The 17,716-nt window shown below is 45.1% G+C and carries 14 protein-coding genes and 1 riboswitch; of the genes, 12 read left to right on the top strand and 2 right to left on the bottom strand.

Going from position 1 to position 17,716, the window contains the following annotated elements:
• Positions 1-81 precede the first annotated feature (81 nt).
• The 8 genes from PWYN_RS07210 (at position 82) to PWYN_RS07175 (ending at position 13,374) form a co-directional block, all read left to right on the top strand.
• Positions 82-1,182, top strand: a complete 1,101-nt coding sequence (locus PWYN_RS07210; RefSeq protein WP_036649924.1) for a glycosyltransferase — start codon at positions 82-84, stop codon at positions 1,180-1,182.
• A gap of 4 nt (positions 1,183-1,186) precedes the next feature.
• On the top strand, positions 1,187-2,527 hold the full coding sequence (locus PWYN_RS07205; protein ID WP_036649922.1) for a UDP-glucose dehydrogenase family protein: 1,341 nt from the start codon (positions 1,187-1,189) through the stop codon (positions 2,525-2,527).
• Between the two features lie 343 nt (positions 2,528-2,870).
• Entirely contained in the window at positions 2,871-4,244 is a 1,374-nt protein-coding gene (locus PWYN_RS07200) for a sugar phosphate nucleotidyltransferase (protein ID WP_036649920.1), read from the top strand.
• A 136-nt stretch (positions 4,245-4,380) separates the two neighbouring features.
• Positions 4,381-4,461: riboswitch (cyclic di-GMP riboswitch) on the top strand.
• A 13-nt stretch (positions 4,462-4,474) separates the two neighbouring features.
• Positions 4,475-6,709, top strand: a complete 2,235-nt coding sequence (locus PWYN_RS07195; protein ID WP_240479700.1) for a PA14 domain-containing protein — start codon at positions 4,475-4,477, stop codon at positions 6,707-6,709.
• A 139-nt stretch (positions 6,710-6,848) separates the two neighbouring features.
• A complete protein-coding gene (locus tag PWYN_RS07190; RefSeq protein ID WP_052087813.1) occupies positions 6,849-8,411 on the top strand; it encodes a glycosyl hydrolase in 1,563 nt (520 codons plus the stop codon).
• 183 nt (positions 8,412-8,594) lie between these two features.
• Complete coding sequence (locus tag PWYN_RS07185) at positions 8,595-11,132, top strand: discoidin domain-containing protein (RefSeq protein ID WP_036653485.1); 2,538 nt, start codon at positions 8,595-8,597, stop codon at positions 11,130-11,132.
• A gap of 166 nt (positions 11,133-11,298) precedes the next feature.
• Entirely contained in the window at positions 11,299-12,738 is a 1,440-nt protein-coding gene (locus PWYN_RS07180) for a potassium/proton antiporter (protein WP_036649918.1), read from the top strand.
• A gap of 180 nt (positions 12,739-12,918) precedes the next feature.
• Entirely contained in the window at positions 12,919-13,374 is a 456-nt protein-coding gene (locus PWYN_RS07175; RefSeq protein WP_036649916.1) for a Dps family protein, read from the top strand.
• Between the two features lie 77 nt (positions 13,375-13,451).
• On the opposite strand, the gene PWYN_RS07170 is transcribed toward PWYN_RS07175, so the two are convergent.
• Together PWYN_RS07170 and PWYN_RS07165 are read right to left on the bottom strand one after the other, a co-directional pair.
• Positions 13,452-14,159: an AIM24 family protein gene (locus PWYN_RS07170; protein WP_036649909.1), complete on the bottom strand. Its 708-nt coding sequence runs from the start codon at positions 14,157-14,159 to the stop codon at positions 13,452-13,454.
• A gap of 52 nt (positions 14,160-14,211) precedes the next feature.
• Positions 14,212-14,700 (bottom strand): hypothetical protein, encoded by a 489-nt coding sequence (locus PWYN_RS07165; protein ID WP_052087812.1) that lies wholly within the window; start codon positions 14,698-14,700, stop codon positions 14,212-14,214.
• Between the two features lie 158 nt (positions 14,701-14,858).
• Between PWYN_RS07165 and PWYN_RS07160 the strand changes: the two genes are divergently transcribed.
• From PWYN_RS07160 to PWYN_RS07145, 4 genes are all read left to right on the top strand, one after another.
• On the top strand, positions 14,859-15,545 hold the full coding sequence (locus tag PWYN_RS07160) for a M50 family metallopeptidase (protein WP_036649906.1): 687 nt from the start codon (positions 14,859-14,861) through the stop codon (positions 15,543-15,545).
• A gap of 12 nt (positions 15,546-15,557) precedes the next feature.
• A complete protein-coding gene (locus tag PWYN_RS07155) occupies positions 15,558-16,181 on the top strand; it encodes a hypothetical protein (RefSeq protein ID WP_036649903.1) in 624 nt (207 codons plus the stop codon).
• A 51-nt stretch (positions 16,182-16,232) separates the two neighbouring features.
• The gene (locus PWYN_RS07150) at positions 16,233-16,616 is read left to right on the top strand and encodes a LytTR family transcriptional regulator DNA-binding domain-containing protein (RefSeq protein WP_036649901.1); all 384 of its coding nucleotides are present in this window, start codon (positions 16,233-16,235) and stop codon (positions 16,614-16,616) included.
• Positions 16,617-16,852: 236 nt separating this feature from the next.
• Complete coding sequence (locus tag PWYN_RS07145; RefSeq protein ID WP_036649899.1) at positions 16,853-17,560, top strand: hypothetical protein; 708 nt, start codon at positions 16,853-16,855, stop codon at positions 17,558-17,560.
• Positions 17,561-17,716 lie beyond the last annotated feature (156 nt).

Here is a 17,716-nt window from a genome sequence, read left to right as displayed (position 1 = left end):
AACAGCAAAGGCTTCCGAGGTAAAACTTATTACGATGTGGTAACTCTGATGATGCTCCATAAAACTTTGAGGATGATTCACATGAAAATTGCGATAGCGCACGATTACTTAATCCAAATGGGCGGAGCGGAACGAGTTGTGGAAGTATTCCACCATATGTATCCGGAAGCTCCGATCTTCACGACGGTTTTCAACGGAAGCCGCCTGACTGACAATCTCAAAGATGCGGATATCCGAACCTCCTGGTTGCAAAAAATTCCGGGAGTGAAGACTAATTTTAAAGGGATGCTGCCACTTTACCCTATGGCCATCAAGGATTTGGACTTTAGCGGATACGACATCGTACTCAGCTCCAGCAGTGCTTTTATGAAAAGCATTCAAGTGCCGAGTCATACATTCCATCTATGCTACTGCCATACTCCAATGCGGTTTGCTTGGGATTACGACACATATATGGAGCGGCAGTCCAATTCCGGGTTATACAAAAGGCTACTGAAGGTATATATGCAGCAGCTCAAAAATTGGGATCAGCGGACATCTAAGAATGTGAATCAGTTTGTAGCCAACTCTTCTGTAGTGAAGAAAAGGATTCAGAACTACTATCATCGGGACTCTGATATTATTTTCCCACCGATTAACACAGCGCGTTTTACAAGTTCAAGCACTATCGGGGACTATTATTTAATTGTTTCACGATTGGTCTCTTATAAACGTATTGATTTGGCAGTCGAAGCTTTCAGTAGAAACGGTCTTAAGCTGTACATTGTTGGCGATGGTCCGGATCGGAAGCGGCTGGAAAGTATGGCTAAGAGCAATGTGTCATTTCTGGGCAGGCTTGAGGACGATCAGGTGACAGGTTTAATGGCACAATGCCGTGCGCTTATCTTTCCCGGGGAGGAAGATTTCGGTATTACTCCTTTGGAGGCGAACGCTGCCGGCCGACCGGTTATCGCTTATCAGGCTGGCGGCGCACTGGATACGATCATCCCATATGTCAACGGAGTGTTCTTCCAGCATCAAGAGGTTGAGGATTTACTGGCGGCGATTAACGAAGTTGAATCTTATTCATGGGATATCGGACAAATCATAAGTCATGCACAGAAATTTGACGAAGAGTCGTTCATGGTTAATTTCAAGCAGTACGTCGAACAGGCCTACGTAAACTTTTTAAAAGGAGGATGATTGTATGAAGCTGGCAGTAATCGGTACTGGCTATGTCGGTCTTGTATCTGGCGTATGCTTTACACTTAACGGAAATCATGTCATTTGTGTGGATAAAGATGAGGAAAAGATCAATAAGCTAAACCGCATGGAATCTCCCATTTATGAGCCGGGAATCGAAGCTTTAATTGAAGTGAATCTTCGTGAGGGACGCTTGTCCTTCTCCTCCGATCTTACGGATTCAGTACGGCGTTCTGATATCATCATCCTTGCTGTAGGGACACCTTCCCTGCCGAACGGAGAAGCGGATCTTCAGTATATCGAAGGTGCGGCGGCCGAAGTCGGCAGAGCCATGGATGGCTACAAAATTATTATGACTAAGTCTACCGTTCCCGTCGGAACCAATGAAAAGATTCGCAAGATGATTGCTTCACAGACCACTTATCCTTTTGATATCGTCTCTGCCCCTGAATTCTTAAGAGAAGGTTCAGCCATCAGTGATACGCTTCATCCAGATCGAATTGTCATCGGGTTGGATAATCCGGACCTCGAGCCGGTTATGAGAAAGCTACACCAAGGATTTACGGAGAATGTATTCGTGACCGATATTCGCAGCGCGGAAATGATTAAATATGCTTCAAATGCCTTCTTGGCTACTAAAATCTCGTTCATCAACGAGATTGCTAATATTTGCGAAAAAGTGGGAGCTGATGTAACCGAGGTAGCCCAAGGTATGGGGATGGACCGCAGAATTGGTTCCTCATTCCTGCAAGCTGGTATCGGGTACGGCGGCTCCTGCTTCCCTAAGGACACCAATGCACTGATTCAAATCGCTGGTAACGTCGATTATGAATTCAAGCTTTTGGAATCTGTGGTTGAGGTCAACAAGGGTCAGCGTTTCATGATTATCTCGAAGCTGCATGAATCATTAGGAAGTCTCCGAGGAGCTGTAATCGGAATTTGGGGACTCGCATTCAAGCCTAATACAGATGATGTACGTGAAGCCCCGGCCCGTGAAATCGTTGAGGCCCTTGTTGCAGAGGGTGCCATCGTGAAACTCTTCGATCCGATTGCTGCCGATAACTTCAGGAAGCAATACGATCATCCGCAGCTCCGTTGGTGCTCCTTGCCGGAAGAAGCGGCGAAAGACAGTGATGCGGTCTGCCTGCTGACGGATTGGAGCCTGTTCAGGGATATCGACTTGCACAAGCTGGCGCAAAGCATGCGTAAGCAAATTCTGATTGACGGCCGCAACCTTTATACCAAGCAACAAATCGAGGGCACCGGCCTAGAATATCATTCCGTTGGGCGCCCTCAGATGGGCGGCCTTAGCGGTTATTCTCAGAGTGTGGCTGGCGCGGTATAGGTTGGTTTAATCTCTTATCTCTTATGTCTTATCTCTTTGTCTGTTATCTCTTTATGGTTGGCTTTCCAAGGCAGTATTGCCGCCGGAAAGCTACCAAGTGGTCGATCGCGCTAGCGGAGATAATGGGATCTTTATAAAAACACAGTGTTATGTAAAGGGACGAAGAGGAATTTTGGAACTGTAGAAACGAAGTGTTCGCCTTTATCCTTGGATTTCAACCGCGAGGAGCGGTCACAATTCAGGAAATCCAAGGATAACAGCGATCGGAAGTCCAACATTCATCGCAGTCCCCCAGCCATAACATCCCATTCTTTTATAACAATCCCATAAGGAGGGTTCACTTATGAAACTAGTACTATTGTCAGGCGGTTCAGGAAAACGGTTGTGGCCCTTGTCCAACGATTCACGTTCAAAACAATTTTTAAGAGTATTAGAAAGCCCGCAAGGTGAGCCGGAATCCATGGTGCAACGGGTCTGGAGACAGCTTAAAGAAACGGGTCTTGAGAGTTCCTCTTATCTGGCAACAGGCCGCGGTCAGGTGGAAATGATACAAAGTCAGCTGGGCAGCGAAGTGCCGATCATTGTTGAACCGGAACGGCGTGATACCTTTCCGGCGATTGCGCTCACGGCCTCCTACTTGTATTCGGTGGCAGGGGTTTCCCCCTCTGAGATTGTAGCCATTTTGCCGGTAGATCCTTATGTGGAGTCTTCCTTCTTCGAGAGTGTGGCCAAACTGGAGAGCACAATGGAGGAGAGCGGCGCGAACTTGGCACTTATGGGTGTTGTCCCTGAACTGGCATCAGAGAAGTATGGGTACATTATACCGACTCGCGATGCGGCAGGGGAAAATGGATTTCTGCGTGTGAGTCATTTTCAGGAAAAACCGGACCGTAAACAAGCCGAGGAGCTAATTAGTCGGAATGCTTTATGGAACTGCGGCGTATTCGCCTTCCGGTTGGGCTATCTGCTGGATATCTTACAGAGCAAGGGACTTCCCTTGGGATATGAAGAAATGCAGAAGCAGTATAAACTGCTCGCATCCATCAGCTTTGATTATGAAGTGGTTGAAAAAGAGGATAACATCGTGGTGCAGCCGTATGACGGGTTCTGGAAAGACTTAGGCACGTGGAATACACTGACTGAGGAAATGTCCAGCAATCACGTTGGCAAAGGATTTATCACGGCTGACTCCGAAGGAACTTGCCTGATTAATGAATTGGATATTCCGATTACCGTCATTGGCGCGAAAGATCTTATTATCGCAGCAAGCCCTGATGGAATTCTGGTTACCCATAAAGCGGAAAGTCCGCGCATCAAGGAAGTATTGAAGACTTTTGAACAAAGACCCATGTATGAAGAGCGCCGTTGGGGACATTATCGAGTGATCGACTATGTGAAATATGATGAGGGCAATGAAGTACTTACTAAGCGGATTTTTATAGCCGAAGGCAAAAATATCAGCTACCAGCTTCATCATAAACGCAGTGAGATCTGGACAATAATCAGTGGTGAGGCCAGTATTGTACTGAACGAAAAAATGCATAACGTAAAAGCAGGTGACGTAGTTCGGATACCTGAGGGTACCAAACATGCCATACTGGCTCTGACGAATCTCGAATTTATTGAGGTGCAGACTGGCTCTGAGCTGGTTGAAGAGGATAATATCCGGATCACGCTGGATTGGGATGATATCGAATTACATCAGTTTATTTCGTAGCACAATCTAACTATTTAAACCATTTTGTGTAGTCCTGAAACAGGTACAAAGAACTAATTATTAAAGAATTTTCATAAATGCACTAAACTAAAACTAAATACAGTCGATATTTACGGTAAGAGGGATAAATCCTTCTAAACGACAAAGGCAAACCTATCGAAAGATAGGGACGCAAAGCTATAGGGCCTTTCGCAAGAGTGGCAGCCTGGCTACCGAGAGGAAGATGAATTTTGATAGCTTACCGTAAGTATCGACTGTTATGTTCGTTGCTGTCTCTTGCTCTGTTCTTGACTGCCATTCCGTTGGGTTTGAGTATCGCGCCCCTATCTGCAGAAGCTGCTGTAAGTTTTGCCCCGGTTAATCCAAATGCTTCACCTGAAGCGATCAAGCTGCTGAAGTACGTATCCGATATTTCCGGAAGAGGAATTTTAACCGGCCAGCATGACTATTTGGAAAGTCCGGATGAATTCAGCAACAAGCTGCAGGCAACCAGTGGGAAATATGCTGCGCTACATGGCTACGAGCTGGGTGCAATAAGCGGTCAGACGGAAAGTACTACGGCTTGGCAACGGCAAAATGTGGTCAACAGTGCAATCAGTTGGAACAAAAACGGCGGCATCGTGGCAATGACATTCCATGAGAACCTTCCCGGAACAACGTATGACTGGTCCAATGTCTCAAGGAGCCTAAGTCAGGCTGACTTTGACAAATACGTAACACCAGGAACAGCGCAATACAACAGCCTGATTACTGAGCTTGATAAGGTGGCAGTTTCCCTGAAAAGCTTGCGCGATGCGGGTGTACCTGTATTGTGGAGACCTTATCATGAAATGAATGGCGGTTGGTTCTGGTGGGGGCAAAAGAATAACTTTTCTACCCTTTGGAACATTATGTATGACCGTTATGTTAACTATCATAAATTAAACAACCTGCTGTGGGTATGGAGCCCGAATGCACCGAATGCCTGGGCTAATCCTTATGCCTCGACCTATCCAGGTGCAGTCAAGGTGGATATTCTGGCAGCAGATATATATGAGAATGATTACAAACAAAGCTATTATGACAGTCTGCTTACTCTTGCTGCCGGCAAACCGATCGCGATCGGAGAAAACGGTGAAATGCCCGATCCGGGCACAATTCTCAAGACACAGCCTAACTGGGCATTTATGATGAATTGGGGCAAGATGCTCTACGAGAAAAATACTACGGCTACCATAACTAGCTTTATGATTAATAGTTATACTTTAACCCGGGATGAATACAGTACAGGAGTGGTTCCGAGTGCTACTCCATCACCCACACCAACGCCTGTTCCGACACCCACACCGGTAGTAGGTCTTCTACTTCCGGCCCAAAACGGGCTGCAGGGACAATATTTTAAGAATATGACTCTTTCAGGAACACCGGCACTTGTCCGGAATGATAGCGCAATTGATTTCAATTGGCGGTTGACAGCACCAGCCAGTTCACTTGGCATCAACTACTTTTCCGTACGCTGGACAGGTAAAATCAAACCTCTATATAGCGAGACCTATCAGATTTACACAGCCTCGGATGATGGTATTCGAGTATGGGTAGATGGGAAGATCGTGATTGACAGCTGGACGAAACAGAGTGGAACCGAACGTGTCGGAAGTATACCTCTGCAAGCAGGCCAGTTGTACGACATTAAAATTGAATATTATGAGAACGATGGAGATGCACGAGTTCGTCTAATGTGGGAAAGCCCTAGTCAAATTAAGGGTGCAGTTCCCTCTAACGCATTATTTTTAGCTTCAAATGCATTAAATGTAACAGTATCGACTGTTACACCAACGCCGACGCCAACACCGACGCCGACGCCGACACCAACGCCAACGCCGACGCCGACACCAACGCCGACGCCAACACCGACGCCAACGCCAACACCGACGCCAACGCCAACACCGACGCCGACGCCAACGCCAACACCGACGCCAACGCCAACGCCTGCTACGGTTACATCGCAAAATCAGGAGCCTTTACAAACAGTTACACCCGTATATGAGAATGGACTGCAGGGAGAGTATTTTTCGAATATGCAGCTTTCAGGAACCCCTGCTCTTGTGCGTAAGGATGCTGCTCTCGATTTTAACTGGCGGTTATTATCGCCTAATTCTGCAATTGGTATAGATTTCTTCTCTGTTCGGTGGAGCGGCAAGATCAAACCGCGGTACAGTGAAACCTATCAAATCTATACGGGTTCAGATGATGGAATTCGTGTGTGGATCGATGGGAAATCGGTTATTGACAGCTGGGTGAAGCAAAGCGGCACCGAACGTCTGGGAAGTATAACCCTGAATGCAGGACAGCTCTATGATATCAAAGTTGAGTATTACGAGAACCAAGGAGACGCCAGAGCACGTCTAATGTGGGAAAGCCCAAGTCAGCTTAAGGAGACCGTGCCTTCGAGTGCGCTATTCCTCCCTAACGCTACCCTGAATTGAAGATACAAGCCTTCCGTAACAGCCAACATATTCTTTTCAGTCCATCCCTTACTGGCCCTGCTAATCAGCAGGGCCAGTAAGCTATTAGCCCTCATTGGCGAATCGGTTGCTTGTCCTTTTAGCGGGAAGGCCACCCCTTATGTCTTTTGACGGCAGCCTGGCTACCGAAAGGAAGATTACTTTGAACACTTACCGTAAGTTTCGGTTATATAGTGCTTTATTGCCACTAATTATGATTATGTCTTTTATCCCTTGGGGTGAGGTTAACAGCCTGCCTGTAACGAAGATGAATGTTGGACCGGTTAACCCTTCTGCTTCGGTAGAGGCACAGGAACTATTAAGTTATTTAGTTGGGCTTAGCGGCAAGGGTATATTATCCGGGCAGCATGATTACCTGGAGAGACCGGATGATTATAATGCCAAGCTTAAAGATACCAGCGGTCAATATGCTGTATTGCATGGCTATGAATTAGGTGCTATCAACAATCAGTCTAAGAAGACTGCAGCCTTAGAGCGGCAAGCTGTCGTTAAGAGCGCAATAGACTGGTATAACAACGGCGGAATTGTTGCGATGACATTTCACCAGAATCTCCCGGGAACGCCAGCAGCTTGGTCCAATGTTTCCAAGGGGTTAAGCCAAGAAGATTTTAATGCCTATGTAACCCCGGGAACACCTCAATATAAGAGTCTAATTGCCGATTTGGATCAGATTGCGATTTACCTGAAACAACTGCGCGATGCCGGAGTTCCAGTGATATGGAGACCCTATCATGAAATGAATGGCGGATGGTTCTGGTGGGGAAAGAAGAGTAACTTCAAAGCACTATGGAATATTATGTACGACAGGTTTGTAGATACTCACAAGCTGAATAACCTGCTGTGGACATGGAATCCTAATGCGCCGAACGAATGGTCTGACCCTTACTTACCTTATTATCCCGGTTCGGATAAGGTCGATATACTGGGTGCTGATATTTACAACAATGATTATAATCAAGTTTACTATGATAGTCTGTTGGAATTGGCCAATGGGAAGCCGATTGGAATCGGAGAGAGCGGGGAGCTCCCGGATCCGGAAATGATGGCTCTATATCAAAGTAAATGGGTATATATGATGACATGGGGTAAGATGCTGACTGAAAAAAACAGCACCCAAAAAATCAAAAACTTCATGAGCAGTACTCACACAGTTTCCAGAGATAAGCTAGTAAGCAGGCTGCCAGTTAAGAACCAACCAACGGTTAAGCCAACGAATCCACCTGTGAAGAATACAGCCCATAATAGCCTAAGTGGTGATTATTTTAACAACATAGAGCTGGCCGGAAAACCGGCTTTAAGTAGAAAAGACAATAAGATCGACTTTAATTGGCGGGGAGGTTCCCCGGGTTCTGCAATTGAAAACGACTCTTTCTCCGTTCGCTGGAAGGGGAAAATTAAGCCGCAGTTCAGTGAGAAATATACCTTTTATGCCTCCTCGGATGACGGAGTAAGGGTATGGGTCGGGAATAAACTTCTCATTGATAGCTGGAACAAACAGAGCGGTGTCACACGCCAGGGAAGTATAACTCTTAATGCAGGTACTTTATACAATATAAAGGTTGAATATTTTGAGAATCATGGCGATGCCAGTATACGATTGAAATGGAAGAGCCCGCATCTGAAGGAGGCAGTCATCCCTCAAAGCGCCCTGTTCTCTCCTTAATGAAAGGGCGATTTCAAATTGCCAGACATTCCGGATGAAAGAGAGGACAATGAGATGAGCGCCTATAAACCAAAAAAACTCCTACATTTGACACTGAAATTAGCAGCCTTAACGATCTTGTTTCTGTTCTCCACCTCCCTTTTCGGTTCTGAAAGTGGAGAGGATGGTGCAGTGAAGGTGGATATGTCCAAGTTATCCTCAGGACAAATTACGGCAACGAACCAGCCTGCCGGAACAGTTTTATGGGAACTGGGCAAGCATGACGGGTCCTCCGGGGAATTCGCGGCAGCGAATTCCTCCAGTGCTAACAATAAGGCCATTTCCGCCTCGAGCAAGGTGATTGCCCCCGGGAACATCCCCTCAGGTTTAAATGGCGCAACCAATCCAGAATTACGCATTTCGTATTCATTAGACAAGATCCCGGCTAACGGGGTCTTATTTCACGTAAGCATTCTGGATGCTTACAAATCGATCCCGCAAATGAGTGTTTTTTCAAATAAACAATTGTCGGGCATTATCCAAATTTCAGGTGTATCCGGAACGAACAGTGAGCACACCTTTCGCAAAACGTATGATCTTTATATCCCCAAGGAGCAGTTGAAGACCGGTACAAATGAGCTTAAGCTTCAGACGACCAGATGCTTGTACTGTTCTTCCGCGGAGGATAAATACCAGTGGTGGACTTGGGATGATCTTAGTCTTGAATCGTTGAATGCTCCGGCCACTGAACCTATTCATGGAAGCTATTCCTTAACGGGAACTATGGTCAGCAACAATCAATTTTACTTTGATGGCGGTGCAGTTACACATCTGCCTTATATTATGAAATGGCTTGGGATTGCTTACAGCGGGAACATCATGCGGACCACCTGTGCAAGTGATGTAGGAAGATCCTGCTCCAACATGCTGGAATACTATAAAGTTCTAAAGGATTACAATATGCAGTCCGTTGCAATGTATCTCTACTCTGGTGATATTAAGTTGAAAAGTGACGGTTCGTTACCTGACGATGCGGTGAAAAAACTGACGGAGTACTTCCGCAATTTTAGCCCGTATTTTCAGTTCTATGAGGTGGATAATGAGCCTGGTTTGTTCAATCGATCCAAAGCCGTCAATCTGGCGATAGCGGATTGGCTTAACAAAGAGGGCAAAAAAATAGCTCCCCATTTGCGAACTGTTGCTCCGGGCTGGGCTTATTGGCCGGGATTTAAAGAACATTCCTGCGGTAACCAGAAAGGTACGGTAAAACAGTGCGGTGACCCTGACGGTTGGGAACGGGACCCGAAGCAGCGATTGGAACTGGAGGAGGTTACGGATCTAACCAATGGTCATTCTTATGGAGAATCGTACATTTTCACCAACGGGGGAAGCTTCACAGAGAACCTGAAAACGTTCGAAGGAGCAGCGGAGGGTCTGAATAAGCAGATGCTCACCACTGAATTTGGCACCTCTGACAGTCATACGGATGCACCGCAGTATGGAGCCACCGAACGGAAAGCAGCTGTATTCGACCGGATTATGCGTGCGCATATTGGTTATGCAGATATGTTTGTACAGCATGCCGCTTTTTTCAAGGATTTCAGCTTGTTCAAATATGGGTTCAATCTGGAAGAGCATGACCCGGCCACCACAGAGATCTATTATACCTCTGCAAAGGAAGATTCCCGCGTAAGTATCATGCGGAGATTAAGCTTGGCCTATGCAACACACGGAGCCCCGTTAACGTACCATATTTCGAACAAGACAGCCCTTGCAGATAAGAGCGTCTATGTTCGGGCGGTTGATACCTCAACGCTTAAGCCGCTGGCAGGAACGGGAGCAACTTCGAACAAAGTACTGGTCAATTTCGTGAACTTTGAAGACACTACGCAAACTGTAAATGTAAATATTACAATGCCCAAAAAAACTATATATGAGGGCGAACGCTTCGGAAATGGGGATACTTATGAGTTGGCTCGCAGCTATATAGCCGGTAGAAAAGCGAGTCCCGTATTGACCTTTACGGAGACTTTGGCGCCGGGTGAAGCCGTGCAATATATTTTGCAGCCTTCCCAGGAAGTGAAGGACGTTGCCCCCCAAGGACTCGAAGCCTCCGCAGTAAAGGGCCCTGCTGTTCATTTAAAATGGTTGGAAGCTCCCGGAGCAAGCTATGAAGTGCTTCGGGATGATGGTAGCGGAAAACTGAGTGTAGTGGCGGCAAATGTTAAGGAAACGCAGTACACCGACCGAAACCTGAAAGACGGAACATTGTATACGTATGCCGTAAGAGTGGCCGGATCACAGCTCATGTCCCAGACGCTAAAGATCACAGCCACCGGGCTGGTTCCGCTGGAGAGGACGAATTGGAAGGTATCCTCCAATGTAAATCAGGACGCCTCAAATCCTAGAAGTGCTATTGACGGGGATCGCCGTACACGCTGGGATACGGGGAAACATCAGGCTTCCGGTGAAGCTTATCAAATTGACTTGGGAAGTACCCATAGCATAGAAACTATAGATTTAGATTACAGGCTGTCTCCATATGACTATCCTAGGGCGTATGAAGTCTACATATCCGATGACGCTGTTAACTGGAGATTAATTACTTCCGGTAATGGCCAGAAGGAGAGGATGAAGAGACAATTCCCCCCCGTTAAAACCCGCTATGTGAAGATTGTTCAGACTGGCTCCGGTGGCAACTATTGGTCGATTCAGGAACTGCAAATTTACTCGAGAGAATAAGATCGCAGTATGACAAAATAATACGATCGAACCAACCCGGAGATCCTATCGATCTGCGGGTTTTCTGTCGTCATGGCACACCCGTATATTCTTACTGCTCAGTGCCATACTATTTTTGGGTAATAAAAACTAGGAATATCTATAGAGAAAGGGGTGAAAATTTACAATGAGCCAACTTGCGGATAATGTTATCTTATTATCGGCGGTGTTATTACTAATAGGTGTTCTATCTACTAAATTTTCAACCCGGTTCGGGATGCCGTCATTAGTCTTATTCATTGCGGTAGGTATGGTTCTTAGTCATTTTATTTATTTTAATAATACGTCCTTAACCCAAATAGCCGGCATATTTGCCCTGATTATCATTCTGTTCGAGGGAGGGATGCAGACGAATATGAGGGATATTCGGCCTGTTATTGTCCCGGCTTTATCCTTGTCTACTATAGGTGTACTCTTAACTACAGGAATCGTAGGCTTATTCGCCAAGCTAATCCTTGATGTTCCTTGGGCGGAAAGCCTACTGTTCGGGGCAATTGTCGGCTCCACGGATGCGGCAGCGGTATTCTCTGTATTGGGCGGCAAAAACATCGACAAACGCATCACTTCTACACTGGAAGCTGAGTCCGGCAGCAATGATCCAATGGCTGTTTTTCTAACGGTATCCCTTTTGGAGTGGATTCTTCAGCCGGATATGGCTTTATGGAGCCTGATATTCTCTTTTATATGGGAGATGGGCATAGGGCTGGTGTTAGGGGTTGTGTTGGCTAAGCTGGCCGTTATTGTTATCAATAAAATTAATCTGGAATCTTCCGGTCTTTATCCTGTTATGGCTATAGGATTCGCGGTATTAACCTATGGAGTGGCTGCTCAACTACATAGCAGTGGATTGCTTGCCGTATATGTACTGGGACTTGTTATGGGCAATTCCAAATTGATTTATCATCGCACCATTATGAGTTTCAACCATGGCTTTGCCTGGATGATGCAGATTGCCATGTTTATCCTCCTTGGCCTGCTGGTCTTTCCTCAGGAGTTGGTGAACATCGCCTGGCAGGGACTACTCCTATCTTTTATTCTAATGGTGGTAGCGAGACCGATAGGGGTATATCTAAGCCTTCTATTCGCCAAATTCTCTTTTCGTGAAAAGACATTGATCTCCTGGGCCGGCCTGCGCGGAGCGGTTCCGATAGTACTGGCAACTTATCCTTTATTAGCCGGGCTTCCGCAGGGAAGGCTTTTCTTCAACGTTGTATTTTTCGTCGTATTAACTTCAGCGGTTATTCAGGGAACTACGATTTCTCCGCTGGCTTCCCGGTTAAAGCTCGTGGGAAAAAACAATCCGGAGCTATCCCTGATGGAGCTAGTAGCGCTGGGGAAAACGGACTCGGAAATCAACCATATACGAATTGATGAGCATATGCCCATTGCCAAAAAGCAGATTTCTGACCTGGACCTGCCAACGGATATTCTGTTTACGGCGATCATTCGCAATAATCAAATCGTTGCACCGCACGGGAATACAGTGATTGAGCCGGGTGATATCTTATACGTGCTTAGCCCTAAATCGAAGAGTGAAATGATTAAGGCACTTTTTCGGACCCAGTGATTAAGAAAGCTAATTAGAGATGTGACACAAATAACATGCACTTTAAGGAGTTTATGCTAATATCTACAGCAACAAAATTCGGATACTAATTGCAATAAATGGAGTTTCGTGTTAAGTTGTATATAGATTTAGAATTAGTCTAAATACAACAAAACAACATATATCTTAGGAGGTTTATTAATGACAACACAATTGAAGAGTGCAACAGAACTGCAAGCTGCATTGAACGTCCAAACAGCCAATTGGTCGGTATTAGGTGTCAAGCTGCATCATTATCACTGGTATGTGAGCGGATCCCAATTTTTTACGCTGCATGCGAAATTTGAAGAGCTCTATAACGAAGCTGCTGGTTACGTGGATGAATTGGCAGAGCGCTTGCTTGCTATTGGCGGACAACCGGCTTCTACAATGAAGCAGTACCTATCCTTATCATCAGTGCAGGAAGGGCAAGGCGGCGAGGATGCCAAAGAAATGGTGGGTCAATTAATTAAAGATTTCACTACCGTTGCGGCGGAATTGCAAGGTGCGATTGCACAAGCGGAAGAGCTTGGTGACCAGCCTTCTGCAGACCTCTTGATTGGAATCAGAACCAGTGTGGAGAAACATGCCTGGATGCTGAACGCTTACCTAGGCTAATTAACTTTATCTAGCACCGGAATTAAACCAGCAAATCTCGAGTTGTCTGAGACTTGCTGGTTTTTGTTTGCGGCTATTCACTTAATGAATACCCCGCCAAAAGGCAGAACCTCCCGTAAGAACCGTTTGAATATTCCATCCTCATCATTCGTATCCCGCTCAAACCGCCGGCTTTGCCGCCCTGCCTGAAATAGAACAGGGCCTTGTCCTGTCATTTTCCAGTGATAGCTCATATGCTGACTGGCGAGATGATTCCCATATACGGTAAGCTCCAGCTTGGCGTTCTCAGGGTAAGCGATCACACTTCCTGCGTCTATAAACAGCGGTTCGGACGGATGGAGTGTTGCTTCACATACCGTTCCCTCTGTGAGGATACCGATGCTGCCTTTACCAGAAAACTTAACCTTTACGGTATCCTTCGTGATGAACATATTCTTCACACTTAGCACTCGTGTCTGCATGGTTATACCTTTGCTGTAAAAGAATAAATGTCTGAAATCATATAGGAGGTCACTTTTTCCGTCAAGCTGCAGGGTTTTGATCCTGTACCCAGGAGGAAGCGCAGCAACAAAGCGGCAAGGCCCCGACATATCTGCGCGGATCAGCTTACGCTTACGATACATACCTTTTACATCCATAAACCTGTCAGCCCGTCCTGAGGAGGGACCTTGATAGGCAATAATCTGCTGCGGGTGGAGTACATGCACTTCTTCGTACTCCGCAATGGTAAAGGCCACAGCCTGTCCACTGCCGCTGTCGCCTTCATCCTGGATATCGACATTCACTTGTTATACCCCCTCGTCCTTTGGCGATGTGTGTGGCTGTCTATGAAGTTAGTTAACGAAGTCGATCCCCTTTTCTGGAACGGCGGCGCATGCCGAAGCGAATTAGACGAGTTAGGAGGAAGTAGCCAACTAAAAGGCCAAGTCCGGTGTAGATTGTGATTTTAATTTTATGCAGGTAACTCTCTCGTGCGGCACGTTCGTCCCTTAGTTGGTCTACTGCCTTTGTCAACTGGAGGTTTTGCTCCATTAGAGCAGTGTTCTCTGAACGGTAGCTTTCCATGTCTTTTATTGTCTGTCCTAATTGGTCTTTAGTTTCTCCAAGCTCACCTTTTGTCTTCTCCAGTTCCTCTACCGTCTGCTGGTAGCTCTCCTGTAATTGATTAACCTCATTCGGCAGCTCTGAGAATTGCTGAAGGCCGTTATATAAATCATCGAAATAATTCGCTTCTGCAGCAGGTGTCGGAAGAGTTGACGACAAACCTAACAGAAGGAAAACGGAAACCAACATTCGGGTAATTGTATGATAATAATAGGGTTTCATTAAGCTCACCACCTAGTATATGCTAATCTAGTTTCTATCATCTATTTTAGCATAGCATGACAGGCTTCGACAGCTGATGTGGAACTTGAGGCAGCAGGAATTCATTGAGAAGAAAGGCGGCATATCGTATACTTTGGACGGAAGGGAGATGGAACTCCATGAATAACTGGCTTAAAACTATACTTTTTCTGGCAGGATCTGCCTTATTAACCCGCTTGATTCCCTTTTCTTCACTGTTTCGTAATCTGGACACGATGATCCATGAGTTTGGTCATGCTATGATTACACTGCTTTTATCCGGCTCGGTACTGAGGATTGAATTGTATGCGAATCATAGCGGAGTAACCTATTCAGCCATTCAAGCGGGCGGAAGGGCCGTAGTGGTTTCATTGGCGGGTTACACTCTGGCTTCGTTGTTCGCGCTCTTATTATTCTATCTATACGCCCGGGGACGTGAGAAATGGGGGCTCATACTCACCACCGGGGTTGCACTTGTTATGCTCCTGCTCTATGTACGGGGCGGTTTTGGCATGCTTTGGTTAAGCGGATTTATGATCTTAAATATTTTGATAATTCTAGCGGGCAAGAAGGTTCAGAAGCTCTATTACCTGTTGTTGGCCTTTCTAACTTTGGAAGAATCGGTACTCGGACCACTATTTCTGGTAACGATGTCCTTATATTCACCAACTCGCGCAGGAGATGCCAGTAATCTTGCTCAGCTCACCCCGTTGCCTGCACTTGTATGGGCAGTACTCTTCTTCTTGTTCTCTCTGCTATGTGCAAAATGGGCGCTGGGATTCTTTATGCAGCATTCGCGAAATCAATTTTCGACAAAGAAGTTTTGAGGAGGATTTATTGTGTTTTTGGAATCATTGGGGTTCATGTTTTTTTCAACAATCGAAACGATTTCGGTGTATTACTTAATTATGTCGTTATTCAGACTTAAGGCTAGGGATTATATATGGGAAGCTTTATTTATTGTTCTCTTAGTCAATTTACAAAGCTATGTACTCAGAAATGAGTTCTCACTTGCTTATCTCGTTCCTATAATCGGCATTTTAATCTTCATTTTTTTATTCGCAGTGATAGTGAAAATTCCGTTGGTATGGTCGATGATAAGCACCATCCTGGGTTATGCCATATTTGGCATCATGCAAACAGGCTTGGCGATCCTATTATTCGGGTCTATAGCGGGAGCTATGTCCACAACTTCGAACGGGTATCTTCTACAGTTTGCCAGCGGGCTTATCACATCATTGTTAGCATGGTTTATATTTAAAATAGGTTGGGGATTTAAGTTTGATTTTGAAAGATTGCGCTTTAGGTTCGAGGATATTCTTGTCATTGTTTTAATCTCTGTATTCTTAGTGTTCATTTCTGTTATTTTGTACTATAACCAAATTTTTATTGATATCATTTTCTTTGTATCTACAGTAGTTTTCTTGCTCTATTATGCGATCTGGAAGGAAATGGGCAAATAATTAAAATAAAGCACCGGTAGAACTGTTTAAACAGCGATGGAGATGACACATATGAAATGCCTAAGTGTAACTAAAGATCAGAATGGACTGTCAGGTATAGTACAACTGAATATTGATGATATAGCCTTTTTAGAATTCGATAGCCGATCAGGCAAAATCTTTATTCATACCATAGATAACAACATATTCTACACGGTAGGATCACTGAAGTATTGGACAGAGGTTCTAAATAACACGGGTTACAGATTTTTTGTTGCTGACCGGAATAATTCGGTTCATATCGATAATATTGTTGAAATGAACGAGTTCTTGAAAATAGCTTATTTTGAGAGGAACAGGACGGAGAATTCAAGTCAGTGCACAATGTCAAAAAGTGGATATAAAGAAGTTTCGCAGTTATTGGACAATAGAAAATCTAGTGCGGTTTACACCTAGAGTTGCCACTTGGCAACTCTTTTTTGTTGTATGGTAGACGAATTATATTTCAGATGTTTTATTGAGTATAGTTATAATGTCCTCCGTATAATTACATATGTTTTTTCTGTTACATAAACAGGCTTGTTTGTGTGCGCTCCTTCCATATTATCAAAGCGAACGTACGTTCCATGACAAGGAGTTGTCCACCATTATTGGTACATTAATAAAAGACAAAAAAAGAAAGAGGTGGAAATATGCAAGCAAGTATTCAACCAGACTTTACATGGAGCAAGAATCATATTTTTGCCGGTGGAGCGCAGAATATTGTTTTGCTTGTAGAATGGCGCGGCGCTCCGTCAGCAGAACTGGGTAGTAAAAAAAATCATAAAACAGCAGCACGTGAGATAGAACTGCGATTATGGTTGGAACCGCACATCGTCTTAACCAGAATGTATGGTAGTCGGGCATTAGACGGTGGTGATGATCGCTCGGTGCTGTTGCCTCTTGGTAAAATACAGACTGGACAACGTAAATATATCGCATTGGAATTTGCATTAAAACCGGCGCATGCAGGTAAACATGATGTAGTCTGGCTGCACTGGCAATTTAAACAGCCCTATGGAGAAAGGATCTGCGAACTTCCTATGCAAAAATTAAGTCTTGAATATAGTCATCATACCAGCGTGTTGCAGGAGTCTTGTAGCTTTCATGTCGAAAAGCACCTTGAACTACTTCGAACGGAGGAGGTGCTTGAAGAAGCAGATCTGCTCCGTAGCAAGGAAAAGCAAGGGGAGGCCAGGGAATTGGTTCGTCGACATGCGGACAAGTTGCTTCTCTTAGCAGTCAGAACCGGAGATAGGCTGCTGACAAGAGAAGCTGAGAGCCTGTATAGAAGATCTGAACTAACACCGCTGCCCAACCAATTAGCAGAGGATCAAGATATACGAACAGAGTGTATATAAAAGTAGATAAATATGTAAAAATTCAAATATATATAGACTTTGTCCCTATTCCCAATGACGAAATTATTGCCGAAAAACCTGACATAAAATTGTGGAAATATAGTAAAATAGTTCTATTATATAGATTTTTTATATCATAGAATATATTCCTGTTAT

It is taken from the genome of Paenibacillus wynnii, from assembly GCF_000757885.1.
GTDB lineage: Bacteria > Bacillota > Bacilli > Paenibacillales > Paenibacillaceae > Paenibacillus_AQ > Paenibacillus_AQ wynnii.
Note: the sequence above shows the minus strand (reverse complement) of the source record. Positions and strands in the feature narration are given on the sequence as shown.